The organism is Mycobacterium sp. HUMS_12744610 (assembly GCF_041206865.1).
GTDB lineage: Bacteria > Actinomycetota > Actinomycetes > Mycobacteriales > Mycobacteriaceae > Mycobacterium > Mycobacterium servetii.
Window position 1 is genome coordinate 3,038,133 of sequence record NZ_JBGEDP010000001.1, and the last position, 13,723, is coordinate 3,051,855.

Below are 13,723 nucleotides of genomic sequence, written 5' to 3' on the forward strand. Positions count from 1 at the left end.
GGCGTCGTCGCGGAACGCCGCCCAGGCGTTGGGTCAGATCGCGGAAATGCCAGCGAATTACGTGTCTCGGGCCGGCTGAATGGTGGCGATGTGGGTGTGCAGCGCGTATTCGATGCTCACCGCGTCTCCCCGTGACCACCGGTCACCAGGCGGACCACGTCACGCGCGCAGCCCCACGACAGGGTCACGCCGTTGCTGCTGTGCCCGTAGTTGTGGATGCACCGGGCCGAGCCCAGCGGCTCGGCCTCGAGCCGCACCGACGGACGATCCGGGCGCAACCCGGTGATCGTCTCGATCAACTGCGCGTCGCGCAGGCGCGGCTCGATCCGGCGGCACCGCTGCAGGATCCGCTCGCTCACCTCGGGGTCTGCGGTGGTGTCCCAGCGGTCGGGGATGCTGATGCCGCCGCACACCACCCGCCGCGGATGGGGGAAGAAGCAGGTCCATTCCGATCCGCCGTCGACCTCCAGGAACAGTTGCCGCAGACCGGGATTCGTCAGAACGACGTGCTGGCCGAACAGGGGCCGCACCGTATCGTCGCCCGCCAGCGTTCGCGCGCCCAGGCCGGCGCAGTTCACGACGATCGGAGCCGTGTCGGCGACCTCGGCCAAGGACCCGACCGCGTGTGCCTCGATTTCGCATCCGGCCGCCGCCAGTCGCCCGATCAGGTAGTCCAAGTACTGCGGCATGTCGATCATCGGCACGGTGGCACAGAACGCGGCATCGAAGCCGTCGGGAATCTCGGCAGCGTCCGCCGCGCGCAGGTCGGGGATCAATTCGCCCACCGCCGACATCGCTGCGTTCAGATCGCCGGCCGCCATCGCCGGTGCCAGCTGGACTCCGGTGGCGGGGTCGTCGGCGAGTTCGCGGAACACCCGCAGCGAGTGTTCGCACCAGGCCCGCGTCGCAGTGGCACGCCCGGCCGGCCGCGGGGGAGTCCACACCGCACCGGCCACCGCCGACGTGGTCTGGTGCGGCATTGCGGTCGCCCACACCTGCACGGGCCAGCCCGCCTCGGCCAGGCAGATCGCCGACGTCAGGCCGCTGACACCGGCGCCGACCACGACGATCTGTTGGGCGGTGGCCACGGCGGGCAAGAACTCAGCGCGGTGCGTTCCCGCCCAGCAGCCCGTTGAGGATGCCGAGCTGGGCGCCGGCGACCTGCGGCGGCGTTTCGGCGGGCACGTTGGCGTCCGGTGTCAGTTGCCAGGGCTGGCAGCCGTTGGTCTTGAACGACTTGTCCGTGGCATCGATACGGACCACCTGCGGCTTTTTGCTCAGGGCGTTGTCGACGACGTTGCCGTCGGGGTTGCCCGTCCGCTTCCAGTAGCAGGTGCCGTCGCCGACGGGCCCGCCCGAGCTGTAGATGCCCGGCGCGATGTCGGTGCCCACTGCGTACGTACCGTCCTTGTCGATGGTCGTCTTCGGGGCGGGCGGCGGCGCCGGATCCGGGTCCGCGCCGGCAACGGCGGCACCGGCAATGCAGCCCGCAAATAGCAGCCCCGCGGCGCCGAACCGTGCCGCGATCGGTGCTTTCGACTTCGAGCCCATAGGAGTGCAGTTTACCGGCGCGAACGCCCCGGGGTGGCGTCCTCGGCTCAATTGCACACGGCCCGCACCCCCATAACCGGCTGGGAGCCGCGGCCATCGTCGAAGTCCGGCGCCCACGGCCACCGACCGCGCTCGTCGGCCCACACCACCTGAAGTGCGCTCATCTGGTTTCCGAAGAACGCGGTGGCGAACTTCAAATGGGCGTCCGGATGCTCCACCTCGACGAGTTCGACGCGAGACCCGGCCGGGAGGGTCATCCGCGCGCCCGCCGTGAACGCCCCACGATTCACCGCTTGGAACGCGACGGCGTTGAGCAAGCCCACCGCCCGCTGCGGTGAGACTCCGGTGATCAGCAATTCCGGCAGGTCGCAGCGGGTCAGCCCCACCGTGTACGCGAATGGCCGCCGCTCGCTCTCCACGTATTGCACGGCCCAACCGCGCTTCGGCATGGTCGCGTACAGCTCGTCGAGGTAGTCCTGTACGGGCCTGTCGGGGTGGTCGCACCTCCAGCACATGGCGGTCCCTTTCTCTGGTTGCTTGCGACCACCATGCCCGCGGGGTCCGACATTCCCGCCCCAAACGCACGCCACCCCGCGGGCCGGATGGCCCGCGGGGTGGCGGTGGGAGGTCGATCTAGCGCAAATCGAACCGGTCGGCGTTGATCACCTTGTTCCACGCGGCGACGAAGTCCTGAACGAACTTCGGCTGCGCGTCGTCGGCTCCGTACACCTCGGCGAGAGCCCGCAACTCCGAGTTGGCCCCGAACGCCAGGTCCACGCGGGTGGCGGTCCACCTCGGTTGCCCGAAGGCGCGGTCCTTGCCCACGTAGGTCCCGTCGTCGGCGCCCGACGGCTCCCATGCGGTGCCCATGTCGAGCAGGTTGACGAAGTAGTCGTTGGTCAGCGACTCGGGCGCGGCGGTGAGGACGCCCAACGGCGATTGCTTGTAGTTGGCGCCCAGGACGCGCAGACCACCGACCAGCACCGTCATCTCGGGTGCGCTGAGCCGCAGTAAGTTGGCCGGGTCCAGCAACAGGTACTCGGCCGGCATCGAGCTCGCCTTCCCGAGGTAGTTGCGGAAGCCGTCGGCCTTCGGCTTGAGCACGGCGAAGGACTCGACGTCGGTCTGCTCCTGAGTCGCGTCGGTGCGGCCGGGCGCGAACGGCACCGTGATGTCGTGGCCGGCCGCCTTCGCGGCCTTCTCGATGGCGGCGCACCCGCCCAGCACGACGAGGTCGGCGAACGACACCTTTTTGTTTCCCACCCGCCGAGGAGTTGAAGGACTTGGCGTGCCCCCGGTGAATGAGTCCGCCTTGTTTTAGGGTCCTGTGGCCCCGATGTGGGGGCCGGAAGGGACGATGAATCACATGGCTGGGCGGAAGAAACATTCTGCTGAGGACGTCGTGCGCAAGCTGCGCTGTGCCGACGAGCTGGCTGCGGCGGGCAAGACCAACGAGGAGATCGCCGCGGAGTTGGGGGTGTCGGCGGCGACGCTGTACAACTGGCGGCGTGCTTACGGCGGCATGGACATCGATGCTGCCAAGGAACTGCGGGAGCTGCGGGAGCAGAACGCCAGGCTCAAGCGGCTATTGGCCGACGCCGAGCTGGAAAAAGACGCTCTGCGGGAGGTGGCCAAGGGAAAATTCTGAGCCCGGCCGCCAAGCGCCGTGCCGTGGACATGCTCAAAGAGGTTCTGAACGTGTCCGAGCGGCTCGCGTGCAAAGCGGTCGGGCTGGCCCGCTCCACCTACCGCCGGACCCCGATCGCGCTGACCCCAGGCGATCCCGACGCTGATCTGCGGCGATGGCTGCGTGACTACTCCACCGCTCACCCGTGTCATGGGTTTCGGCGGGCCTGGGCCGCCCTGCGCCATGACGAGCATCGCGGGGTGAACAAGAAGAAAATTCACCGCTTGTGGAAGGAGGAGGGCCTGCAGCGACGCGTGCACAGCCCACGCAAGCGGGCCGGCATGTCCTCGGCCCCGGAAGTGGTTGCCGATGCCCCGAAGGTGGTGTGGGCATTGGATTTCCAGTTCGACTCCACCATCGACGGCAGGACGGTCAAGATTGCGTCGAGGGTAGACGAGCACACCCGCGAATCGCTGCTGAACATCGTGGAGCGCTCCATCACCGCCGAGCGGTTGATCGAGGACCTACGCAGGTGTTTCGCCGCGGCTGGCGGGCCGCCGCTGGTGCTGCGCATGGACAACGGTCCTGAGATGATTTCCCAAGCGCTGCAATCGTTTTGCTCCGGATATGTCGGGCTCTGCTACATCCCGCCAGGCACGCCGTGGAACAACGGTCACATCGAATCGTTCAACAACCGGCTACGAAGGGAGTGCCTCAACCGCAATCACTGGACCAACCTGACCGAGGCCCGCGTGGTCATCGGCGACTTCAAGGACGAGCACAATCGGCGACATCGTCACTCGGCCCTGGGCTATCTCACCCCGGCCGAGTACGCTGCCCGATGCAGCCACACCCACCACCCCGTGGCCTGCGAGATCAACTGAAATCGGTATCAATCACAACCTGGCTCCAAAACCAGGTGGACCGACTATCGGGGACATGCCAGACTCCTGGATTCGCTCCAGCGTGCGGACGACCAGGGCCAGCTCGTCGGGCTCGTTGACCTCCCAGCCGGCTTGTGGCTGCAGGCGGATGCGGCCGCCGTTGGCGCCGCCCCGCTTGTCGCTGCCACGGAACGACGACGCCGCGGCCCAAGCGGTCTTAACCAGTTGGGAGACAGTCAAACCCGACGCAAGAATCTTGCTCTCGAGCGCGGCGATGTCGTCCGCGCCGATGAGCTCGTGGGAGACCGCCGGCACCGGGTCCTGCCACAGCATGACCTCCTTGGGGAGCAGCGGACCGACGAAATGGGACACGGGCCCCATGTCGCGGTGGATCAGCTTGTACCACGCCTTCGCGAACTCGTCGGCCAGCTCCTCGGGGTGGTCCAGCCAGCGCCGGGTGATCCGCTCGTAGATCGGATCGACCCGCATGGAGACGTCGGTGACCAGCATCGTCGGGGCGCGTCCCGGCCCGCCGAAGGGGTCGGGAATCGTGCCCGCCCCGGCGCCGTCCTTGGCGGTGTACTGCCAGGCACCGGCGGGGGCTCTTGGTCAGCTCCCACTCGTAGCCGTACAGGATCTCCAGAAAGCCGTTGTCCCACTTCGTCGGGGTGTTGGTCCACACGACCTCGAGGCCGCTGCCCATCGCGTCGCCGGCCATCCCACTGCCGAACGAACTCTTCCACCCGATGCCCATCCGCTCGAGCGGGGCCGCCTCGGGTTCGGGACCGACGAGCTCGGCCCGGCCGGCGCCCCGGGTCTTGCCGAAGGTATGTCCGCCGACGACCAGCGCGGCGGTTTCAACCCTCCGGGTTCACATAGATCAGACCCATCTGCACCGCGGCCAACGGGTTTTCGAGGTCCCGGTTGCCGGTGTAGCGCTCGTCCCCGAGCCAGGTGCTCTCCTTGCCCCAGTACACGTCGTCGGGTTCCCACTGGTCGACGCGGCCGAAGGCGAAGCCGAAAGTCTTGAGCCCATGGGCTCCAGCGCGCAGTTGCCCGCGTAGACGATCAGGTCGGCCCAGGACAGGCATAGTCGTACGCTTCGCCGATCGGGTCGGCAGGCGGATTCTGATGCAGGATCCTCAGGTTGAGCCGGTGTGGCCACCAGTCCTGGTTGCCGCCACCCTCCACGGGATGGTTGAGGTGACCATTCCCGACAGGGCAACCTCCCTGCTGTAGCGCGGTGTTGGCTTCTGCAACGGGTGGGTGTTGCTCTGGCATGGCATCACCTCCTCAGATGAAATTGCCGGGTCGTGATCGTGGGTGTGGTCACAACACGTCTGTGCGGCAGCGGCCGGCGTGGCGACCTCGGCCACGGGCTGCCCCGCGCAGGTCCGGCAGAAACCCCAATAGATGACTTCGCTCTCGTCGAACAAAAACCCGCACTCGTCGGAGGGGATCAGGCAGGCCCTCGCGCCGATGGAACAGTCGACGTCGGCAATGGCGCAGCATCCGCGGCAGACGAAGTGGTGGTGGTGGTCGACCCGGGTCTCATAACGCGCGACCGATCCCGACGGCTGGAACCGTCGCAGCAGACCCACCTCGGTCAGGGCGTGCAGGACGTCGTACACGGTCTGCCGCGACACGTCCGGCAGGTCGGCGCGAACGATGCCGAAGATCGATTCCGTGTCGGCGTGCGGGTTCGCCTGGACGGCCCAGAGGATGCCGACCCGTGGGCGGGTTACCCGCAGGTCGACCCTGCGCAACTGCTCCGCATAGACCGCCATCCCAGGCATACCGTTAACCTGGATTTTTCATCGAATGTGGAGCTCAGGGGTGTCGTTAACGTGAAAGGTGCACTGCCGCAAGGATAATCGGAGTATTCGAGGCTCGGTTATCCAGGATGGGAGTGCACCTGTCAGATGCAGGCTACTACGGATTGGTCGAAGAATGTCCGAGTTGAGGTCCGTGGCGACGACGTGGTCGGGCACGCCGGTAACGTGATACCCCGGTTGCTGGCCGACAATCTGGGTTTGACCAGCGGTTTGTCGTCGGTGCTGTCGCGCCCAGAAGTCACCCACGACCGAGGCGCGGTGTTGCGCGATGTGGCGGTATCGATCGCCGGCGGCGCGCAGAACCTGGCCGGCACCGCGGTGCTGCGCGATCAGCACCGGTTGTTTCAGGCGGTGGCGTCGGTTCCGACGATGTGGCGGTCCCTGGGCGAGATCGACGAGCAGAGCATCACCGAGGTCACGGCCGTGCGCAACAAGGTCCGCTCTCGGGTGTGGGAGGCGATCGAGGCCCGCCACGGTGCGATCCCGGCTTCGCAGACCTGCTATGGGGACCTCGGGGACACGATCGTGATCCGCATCGACGCGTCGCTGATTCAGTCGCACAGCGATAAGCAGCACGCCGCAGGCAATTTCAAAGGCGGGTTTGGCTTCCACCCGCTGTTGGCGTGGTGTGACAACACCGGCGAACTGCTGGCGGTGATCGCCCGTGCAGGCAACGCCGGCTCGAACACCGCGGCCGATCATATCGCGATCATCGACGCCGCGATCGCGGCGATCCCGGCCAAGTGGCGCCGCAAGTTGCTGGTCACCATCGACGGCGCGGGTTCAAGCCACGCCGTCGTCGAACACCTGGAGAAACTCAATGCCCGGCCGGGGATGTCAGTGGGCTACTCGGTCGGATTCGACCTCGATGAGCGGGTCCGGGTCGCGATCGGCCAGATGCCCGATGCGGGATGGCAAGCCGCACTGGATGCCACCGGAGCGGCCCGTGACGACGCCCAGGTCGCCGAGTTGACCGGGCTGCTGCGCCACAGCACCGGAGGGGATCGGCTGGTCGGCTGGCCGGCCGGCATGCGCATCCTGGTGCGGCGCGAAGAAATCGAACACGGCACCCAGTTGTCATTGTTCGAGCAGCTGGCCGGCTACCGCTACCAGGTCCTCGCCACCTCGACTGCCGGTGGACAACCCCAGCGACTGGAAGCCCGCCACCGCGTCCACGCCCGGGTGGAGGGCTTCATCCGCACCGGCAAAGACACCGGCCTGGCCCGCTGGCCCTCACACTCGTTCGCCATCAACACCGCTTGGGTCACCGCCGTCGCGATCGCCATCGACCTGCTGTGCTGGATGCGACTGCTACTCCTGGACGGCCCACTGGCCAAAGCCGAACCCGCCACCCTGCGCTACCGGCTGCTGCACGCCGCGGCCCGGCTGATCAAACGATCCCGCTACCTGATCCTGCGGATCCCCCAAACCTGGCCCTGGGCACAAGAATTCGCCGACGCCCTCAACAGGGTCCGCGCCATACCCTGACCCACAGGCCCCTATGCCCTCTCGACCCCAAGAAAGGAGTAACCACCCCCGGGATAAAGGACCCGGCGTCACCGCACGACACGCGGCGCCGCCGCCTACCCCCAGCCTCAAAACCTCGACAAAGCTGCCGCCCCGCAGACCGCCACAGCAGAACCCGGGCCACCGTGAAATTCTGAGGTTAATATGACGCTCCATTTTGGAACCATTCAACAGGTCACCCCCCCTTTCTCTGCGCGGTTACGCCTCGACCACGCTCGAACTCCCGGTTCGCGCGAGTTAACTGAAAAGCTAATTAGTGCACCCCGATCACCGTAGAGCCCTTAGATCCTTGTGGCGAGAATCTACCGAATTCTCCGACCGCACACAGCAAACCGTCCGTCATAATTTTCCGGGACTTTCGGGCCCGGAGGAGCGATCGACTTTCGCAGCGCGCTATTCGCAACAGCCGCCCCGTAATTCGCCGCTTTCAAGCCCTCCGGTACGCGTCGCGGAGGCATCGGGGTCCCGGTGGTAATCGCCGCCCGCAGCTAGCCTGGATTTTTCGCGCGACCAGCAGGCTGGAGGTGACCTTGTGTAGGTGATCTTTGGTCGTAAAGCTCGTCGTCGCTTGCCGGTGTGAGTCCGGTCCGGGTAGCTGTCAGGAGGCCCGGCAGCAGACTGGCGGCTTGGTCTGGAAACGGGTCAGGTCGAAGCCCAGTGTCGAAAGCCCTTGAGGGGGAGCGACTGAGCGGTCCGTAGCATGACGCGAAGCCTGCGGCGTCGTTAGAGGTCCGTCCGTTAGGGCGGGTGCAGGGAGTGCCGAGCCCCCGAAATCAGGGCGAAGGCCATGGAAGGCGCTGAAGACCTGAATGTGCAGGCGCTGAAGAACTCCCCGGCGTATGGGTGCGTGTGATCACCTGAATTGGCCCCGGTTGGGTCGTTTTTCTTCACGAATTTTGGCTCCGCCTGGGCGGTGATTCGCTGCGCGGTGGGGTCAGCGTGTCGTCGCGAATATTGGCCCCACCCGGGATGCGATTTCCACGTCAGTCGTCATCGGCGTGGAGGTTCGGGAATGGTGCGGTCGAGGGTGGAACTGTTCGAAAAGATCAGGCGTGACAGGCGGGTCGAGGAGTTGTCGATCCGCGAGTTGGCCCAGCGGCATCAGGTGCATCGGCGTACGGTGCGCCAGGCGTTGGCTTCGGCCCTCCCGCCGCCGCGTAAGGCCTACGCGCGCCGGTCGCGGCCGGCGATCGACCCGTATGTCGAGGTGATCGACTCGTGGCTGCTGGGCGACCGAGAGGTGCCGCGCAATGCCGCGGTACGTGTCGGCGATCGCGGCGCGCTTGTCGGCGTCGGTGACCACCAGCCAGCGCCAGTCCTGCGCGTTGCTTGCCGTAGGCGCCTGGATCGCCAGCCGAATGCATTCGAGGATGACGTCGCGCCCGACCGGCCGGTCCAGGTCGAGGCGCTTGCGCACCGCGCGGGTGGTGGTCAGTAACTCGTCGACCGAGGCAATATCCATGCCGTCCTTCCCAGCCGTTACCGAGCCGAGCAAACCAGAAGCCCGCCCCGGCTGTCTAGACCGCCGGTGGCGCCGTCGCCCGGTTCAGGATGCGGGTGGCGTCGCAGACCATCTCACCGACGATGCCGGCGGCCGGGCGCACGTCGCGGATGCGACCTATCGCCTCGCCGACGAGCACGGTGACGACGTCGAAATCCTCTGCGTCGACAGCCTTCTGGAAGGCGCTCACCATCTCCGGCAGGCGTGCCCGCAGGCCCGCCTCGTCGCCATGCCACGCCTCGATGAACGCGTTGCGCACCAGCCGCGCATCGTAGCCGTCGGGCCAATCCTTCTCGCGCACAAAGTCATAAACCCGGGTGCGGAGGGTGTCGTCGCCGCTCGCGGCGATGCCCCGAAGGTGGGCCCGTTGCGACACCAAGGCCTCGGGGGTCGCCCAGAACCTGGTGCCGACGAGCGCGCCGTCGGCCCCGAGCGCCAGCGCCGCCGCCAGGCTGCGGCCGTCGGCGACCCCGCCGGCGGCCACCACCAGCGTTTCGGGGCAGCGTTCGGCGGCGAGGTCGACGACGTCGGGCACCAACGTGAAGGTCGAACGCGCGCTCATCCCGTGCCCGCCCGCCTCGCCGCCCTGAGCCACGAGGACGTCCGCGCCGGCATCCAGGGCCCGGCGCGCCTGCTCGAGGTTCTGCACCTGGGCGGTGAGCGGAACACCGGCCGCGCGGATGCGATCGGCGAACGGGTCCAGGTCGCCGAACGACAACATGACGGTCACCGGTTGCCGGCCAAGAGCAACGTCGAGCACCCCGGGATCGCGCGCCAGGCTCCAGGTGATGAACCCGCACCCGACCCGTGCGCCGTCGGCCTCGCCGATCTGCGTGCGCAGCCATTCGGCGTCACCGTATCCGCCGCCGATCAGACCGAGACCGCCCGCCCGGGTCACTTCCGCCGCGAGCCGGCCCCCCGAGACCAGGGCCATCGGCGCCAACATGATCGGGTGGTCGATGCCGAAGAACTCGGTGAGCCGCGTCGTCAATGGCATGCAACCGACGGTAGGCCTTCCCGGTGCGCCGACCGCGCGCACCCGACGCCGAGAGTTCGGAACAGTACGCCCGCCGATCAGGCGAGCGGTGCCAGGCCGGAGCGAACCAGGTCCAGGCTCGTGGCCACGAGGTCGCCGAGATCCCCGGTGTAACCATGGCGGCCCCAGTTCTCCAACCGCCACGACCAGGGCCGCCGCCAGCGCAGAGCCGGCAACCTCGGCGGCCAGGTCGATGTCGGCGACGTCGGGGTTGCGAGTCTCGACGAAGTCGGTCAGCACTCGGGCGAACGACGACTGCACCACCCGCAGGTGGCCGGCGATCCGCTCGGCGATGATCAGCTCCGCGCGTGCCGCCGCCGCATGGCGGACCACCTCGCGATCGTGCGGGAAAGCCGCCACGCTGGCCCGCACAGCGTCGAACAGCGCTTCAGCGGCAGGACGGCGCGCGAGGGCCTCGGCCAGCCATTCCAGCTGCGTCTCGTAATCCTGGACCAGCACCGCTTCCTCGGTCGGGAAGTGCCGGAAGAAGCTGCGTTCGGCGACACCGGCATGCCGGGCCAGCTCGGTCACGGTGACGTTGGCAAAACCCTTGCGCGCGAAGCTGTTCAACGCGGTTTCGCGCAGCGCCTCGCGCGTCGAGCGCCGGCGTAGCTGGTGGCGGTTGATCGGCGCGGTCATCTCCCGGCCGATGGTGAGTGCGCGGGATGCTCGCGTTCCTGGCCGTCAATTCGACCTACCGCGGCCCCTATACGCCGGGCAGCGCCACCTGCCTGGCGTTCGCCCTCGCGGTGCCGGGCGACAGCACCGCGATGATGACCAAGCTCGAAGGCGGGATCGGCGCGCTCACCGATTAGCTGCGCGAGTTGTTCGTCTCCCACGATGGCGAGCTGCGATTCCGGCCAAGGTCGAGCAGATCCTGGTCGAGGATGGCGCGGTGACCGGTCTACGGCTGCGGGACGGGTCGACGCTCACCGCACCGGTCGTGGTGTCCAACCACTCGCCCAACGTCACCCTCGCCGAACTCGTCGCACCGGAACTCGTGCCCGCGGAGCTGATTTCGCGCGTCTCGCAGCGCGATCACCGCGCCTCGTTCGTGCAGCTGCACTTCGCCCTCGACGGGCTGCCCGAATTCGCCCCGCCCTGCGACTTTTTGAACGAGCCGGGTATGCAGCAGTCGGTCGGCATCTTCGGCTCCCCGGAAGAACAGCAGCTGCAGTGGGAGGTGCGCCGGCGCGGCCTCGTCCCGGACAACCCGTCGATGGGATGCAGATCCCCTCCGCGCACGACCCGAGCATGGCGCCACCCGGGAAGCGCGCCGCCAGCGCGTACGCCTACGCCTTCCCGGTCGAAGCCGACCGCCAGCAGCACGGTCATCTAAAAAGATGATGTCTCAACGCGTTATCGACAAGATCACCCGGTTCGCCCCCGCCTTCGAGGACATCCTGATCCGCCACATCACGTTCGCGCCCTACCACATGCAGACCATGTTCGCCGCCCCCGACGGCGACTTCTGCCATGGCTTGCCGCACCCGGACCTGATGGGCCCGAACCGCCCGGGCGCCAGGGGTTTTCTCGACTCCCGGTTCCGATCGGCAGCCTCTATCTCGGCGGCGCGGGCTGCCATGGCGGGCCGGGAATTACCTTCACCCCCGGCTACAACGCCGCCTATCAGGTGCTCGACCACGCGTCGTGAGTCGTCGATGCGCCCTCAGGCCCCGAACGTGCCGGTGAGCTGGGCCTGCGCGACGGCGGCGCCCGCGATCGTCTGGGCCGCCCGCGGCCCGGCCAAACCCCCGGGCAGCTCGTAGGCGGCGGGCAGCTGGTAGAGGGTGAACCGGTAGTGGTGCACCCCGCTGCCCGGCGGCGGGCACGGCCCCATATATCCCGCACGGCCGCCCGAGTTCGGCAGGCTGGTCCCGCCGCCGGGGGTCTGGCCCTCCGCGGTGCCGCCAGGTCCGGGCGGGATGCCGACCACGATCCAGTGCACATAGGTGCCGCCGACGGCGTCGGGATCGTCGACCACCAGGGCCGCCCCCAGCGGCGCCGACCACGTCAACGGGGGCGCGGTGTTTGCCCCCTTGCAGGTGTAGCGGACCGGGATGGGCGCCCCGTCGGCGAAGGCGGGACTGCCGATCGTCACCGGCCCCTCGGCGGGAGCCTCGGGAACGCTCCGGGCGACCGTCGTCAGCTTCGGCGTCGCCGGCGCCGTCATCTTGCTGCCGCCGTGGCCGCCGCAGCCGGCCTGCGTCAGCGCCAGCGCGAGCCCTACGCCTGCCAGTGCGATGCGCCGTGCGGTAACCGATGTCGACTTCATAAGGAGAGTGTCGCCGACGGCGGGCGCGGAATAAAGGTCTTTTGCCGGCCACGAACGTGGGCCGGCTACGCGCCGCCCTTGTTCACCTCGAGCACCCGCTTACGCAGGCCCTGGGTGGCCGTCTCCATCAGGCTCTTGGCTCCTCTTTTGACCAGGAATCCCGGGACCGGCGCCAGGAGGTCGACGGTCAGTTCGAAACGGACCCGGGTGGAGTCGCCTTCGGGAATCAGGGTGTAGCGACCGTCCTGCGCGCGTTGCTGTTTGGCGCTGACCAGCGTCCAGCTCACCCCGTCGTCGTGCACCTCGTAGGCCAGTTCCTGCTCGTCGCTGACGCCCACCAGTTTGACCACCTGCCGCGACCTGCTGGGGTGGCCCGCGTCGTCGCGCTCCAGGACCTCGACCTTGCGATGCACCGAGGACCACTCGGTCAGCGACTCCAGATCGAACAGCACGTCCATGATCTGGTCGGGTGTCGCCTCGATGACGACTTCGCGGGACTCGGTGACAGCCATGCGACGAAGATAGCCACTGGGGGGCCGCTCGAAACTCGGTTTGCGACTACCGTCTGCACTCGTGAATTTCGCCTGGGAGCAGTTGACCGCCGGCGTGCATCGCTGCCGGCTACCGTTCTGCGACGTCACGGTGGGGCTGGTGCTGGGCGGTCGCGGGGCCCTGCTCGTCGACGCCGGCTCCACGCTCACCGAGGCGGCGGCCCTCGACGCCGACGTGCGACGGCTCACCGGCCGAGCGGTCACCCATATCGCGTTGACCCACAAGCATTTCGACCATGTCCTGGGTTCCTCGTTCTTCGGCGCGGCCGACGTCTACTGCGCACCCGAAGTCGTCGCGGACCTGACGGCCGGCGCCGGGCACCTCCGCGAGGACGCGCTGCGCCACGGCGCCGACGCGGTGGAGGTCGACCGCGCGGTCGCGGCCCTGCGACCGCCGCGCCACGGCACGAGAGAGGCCGTCGTGGACCTCGGCGGCCGGACCGTGGCGATCACCCACCCCGGCCGCGGCCACACCACCTCCGACCTGGTCGTGGTGGCACCGCCCGCGCACGGTGACGACCCGGTCGTGCTGTTCACCGGCGACCTCGTCGAGGAATCCGCCGACCCCGCGATCGACGCCGATTCCGACGTGGCGGCCTGGCCGGCCACGCTGGACCGGGTCCTCGAGATCGGCGGACCGGACGCCGTCTACGTTCCGGGCCATGGCAAGGTCGTCGACGCGGAGTTCGTCCGCCGGCAGCGGGACTGGCTGTGCCGGCGTGCGGCCGCCGGTCGGGCCTGAGCGCCCCGATCCGGTCGTACGCGGGCTAAACATGTTGTTCCCCAACATTTATCGATGCGGCCGAACCCGGCGTCGGCGATCGTGGGCCCATCGCCGGCCTCGCCCAGCCACCGCGCGGGTGCGCCGCGCCGCGCCGCGAAGGGGTATTTCGACCCCTGATTGAACCGCGGTTGTCAGGGATAGACTCTGGTCCA

At 68.1% G+C, this 13,723-nt stretch carries 10 protein-coding genes and 5 pseudogenes; 4 read left to right on the forward strand and 11 right to left on the reverse strand.

Features of this window, described 5'->3' with window-relative positions:
• Positions 1–116 precede the first annotated feature (116 nt).
• From AB8998_RS14965 to AB8998_RS14980, 4 genes and pseudogenes are all read right to left on the reverse strand, one after another.
• Complete coding sequence (locus AB8998_RS14965; protein WP_369741581.1) at positions 117–1,088, reverse strand: FAD-dependent oxidoreductase; 972 nt, start codon at positions 1,086–1,088, stop codon at positions 117–119.
• 13 nt (positions 1,089–1,101) lie between these two features.
• Positions 1,102–1,551: a hypothetical protein gene (locus AB8998_RS14970; protein WP_369738612.1), complete on the reverse strand. Its 450-nt coding sequence runs from the start codon at positions 1,549–1,551 to the stop codon at positions 1,102–1,104.
• A gap of 47 nt (positions 1,552–1,598) precedes the next feature.
• On the reverse strand, positions 1,599–2,066 hold the full coding sequence (locus AB8998_RS14975; protein WP_369738613.1) for a DUF4262 domain-containing protein: 468 nt from the start codon (positions 2,064–2,066) through the stop codon (positions 1,599–1,601).
• Between the two features lie 118 nt (positions 2,067–2,184).
• Positions 2,185–2,836: pseudogene (locus tag AB8998_RS14980) on the reverse strand (peroxidase family protein); the annotation flags it as partial.
• Between the two features lie 81 nt (positions 2,837–2,917).
• Between AB8998_RS14980 and AB8998_RS14985 the strand changes: the two are divergent.
• A protein-coding gene (locus AB8998_RS14985) for an IS3 family transposase (RefSeq protein WP_369738614.1) occupies positions 2,918–4,062 on the forward strand; the annotation gives its coding sequence in 2 pieces (ribosomal slippage) (positions 2,918–3,185 and positions 3,185–4,062; 1,146 coding nt in all).
• 39 nt (positions 4,063–4,101) lie between these two features.
• Here AB8998_RS14985 and AB8998_RS14990 read toward each other — a convergent pair.
• Positions 4,102–5,343, reverse strand: a pseudogene (locus AB8998_RS14990) (peroxidase family protein); the annotation flags it as partial.
• Between the two features lie 89 nt (positions 5,344–5,432).
• A pseudogene (locus tag AB8998_RS14995) lies at positions 5,433–5,858 on the reverse strand (Fur family transcriptional regulator); the annotation flags it as partial.
• Between the two features lie 126 nt (positions 5,859–5,984).
• Between AB8998_RS14995 and AB8998_RS15000 the strand changes: the two are divergent.
• Positions 5,985–7,385 (forward strand): IS1380 family transposase, encoded by a 1,401-nt coding sequence (locus tag AB8998_RS15000; RefSeq protein WP_369736302.1) that lies wholly within the window; start codon positions 5,985–5,987, stop codon positions 7,383–7,385.
• Positions 7,386–8,358: 973 nt separating this feature from the next.
• Here AB8998_RS15000 and AB8998_RS15005 read toward each other — a convergent pair.
• The 3 genes and pseudogenes from AB8998_RS15005 to AB8998_RS15015 all read right to left on the reverse strand — a co-directional run bounded on the left by AB8998_RS15005 (position 8,359) and on the right by AB8998_RS15015 (position 10,600).
• The gene (locus AB8998_RS15005) at positions 8,359–8,886 is read right to left on the reverse strand and encodes a nitroreductase family protein (protein WP_369741582.1); all 528 of its coding nucleotides are present in this window, start codon (positions 8,884–8,886) and stop codon (positions 8,359–8,361) included.
• A gap of 55 nt (positions 8,887–8,941) precedes the next feature.
• Positions 8,942–9,922, reverse strand: coding sequence for an NAD(P)H-dependent flavin oxidoreductase (locus tag AB8998_RS15010; protein ID WP_369738615.1), 981 nt, complete (start codon positions 9,920–9,922; stop codon positions 8,942–8,944).
• A 77-nt stretch (positions 9,923–9,999) separates the two neighbouring features.
• Positions 10,000–10,600, reverse strand: a pseudogene (locus AB8998_RS15015) (TetR/AcrR family transcriptional regulator).
• Positions 10,601–10,617: 17 nt separating this feature from the next.
• Between AB8998_RS15015 and AB8998_RS15020 the strand changes: the two are divergent.
• Positions 10,618–11,615 (forward strand): annotated as a pseudogene (locus tag AB8998_RS15020) (phytoene desaturase family protein); the annotation flags it as partial.
• 15 nt (positions 11,616–11,630) lie between these two features.
• On the opposite strand, the gene AB8998_RS15025 reads toward AB8998_RS15020, so the two are convergent.
• Together AB8998_RS15025 and AB8998_RS15030 are read right to left on the reverse strand one after the other, a co-directional pair.
• Positions 11,631–12,236 (reverse strand): YbhB/YbcL family Raf kinase inhibitor-like protein, encoded by a 606-nt coding sequence (locus tag AB8998_RS15025; RefSeq protein ID WP_369738616.1) that lies wholly within the window; start codon positions 12,234–12,236, stop codon positions 11,631–11,633.
• A gap of 65 nt (positions 12,237–12,301) precedes the next feature.
• Positions 12,302–12,748, reverse strand: coding sequence for an SRPBCC family protein (locus AB8998_RS15030; RefSeq protein WP_369738617.1), 447 nt, complete (start codon positions 12,746–12,748; stop codon positions 12,302–12,304).
• A 61-nt stretch (positions 12,749–12,809) separates the two neighbouring features.
• On the opposite strand from AB8998_RS15030, the gene AB8998_RS15035 reads away from it, so the two are divergent.
• Positions 12,810–13,529: an MBL fold metallo-hydrolase gene (locus AB8998_RS15035; RefSeq protein WP_369738618.1), complete on the forward strand. Its 720-nt coding sequence runs from the start codon at positions 12,810–12,812 to the stop codon at positions 13,527–13,529.
• Positions 13,530–13,723: the final 194 nt, after the last annotated feature.

Coding starts and splice junctions, on each gene's coding strand:
- AB8998_RS15030 (WP_369738617.1), bottom strand. CDS start 12,748: ATGGCTGTCACCGAGTCCCGCGAAGTCGTCATCGAGGCGACACCCGAC.
- AB8998_RS15000 (WP_369736302.1), top strand. CDS start 5,985: ATGCAGGCTACTACGGATTGGTCGAAGAATGTCCGAGTTGAGGTCCGT.
- AB8998_RS14970 (WP_369738612.1), bottom strand. CDS start 1,551: ATGGGCTCGAAGTCGAAAGCACCGATCGCGGCACGGTTCGGCGCCGCG.
- AB8998_RS15025 (WP_369738616.1), bottom strand. CDS start 12,236: ATGAAGTCGACATCGGTTACCGCACGGCGCATCGCACTGGCAGGCGTA.
- AB8998_RS15005 (WP_369741582.1), bottom strand. CDS start 8,886: ATGGATATTGCCTCGGTCGACGAGTTACTGACCACCACCCGCGCGGTG.
- AB8998_RS14975 (WP_369738613.1), bottom strand. CDS start 2,066: ATGTGCTGGAGGTGCGACCACCCCGACAGGCCCGTACAGGACTACCTC.
- AB8998_RS15010 (WP_369738615.1), bottom strand. CDS start 9,922: ATGCCATTGACGACGCGGCTCACCGAGTTCTTCGGCATCGACCACCCG.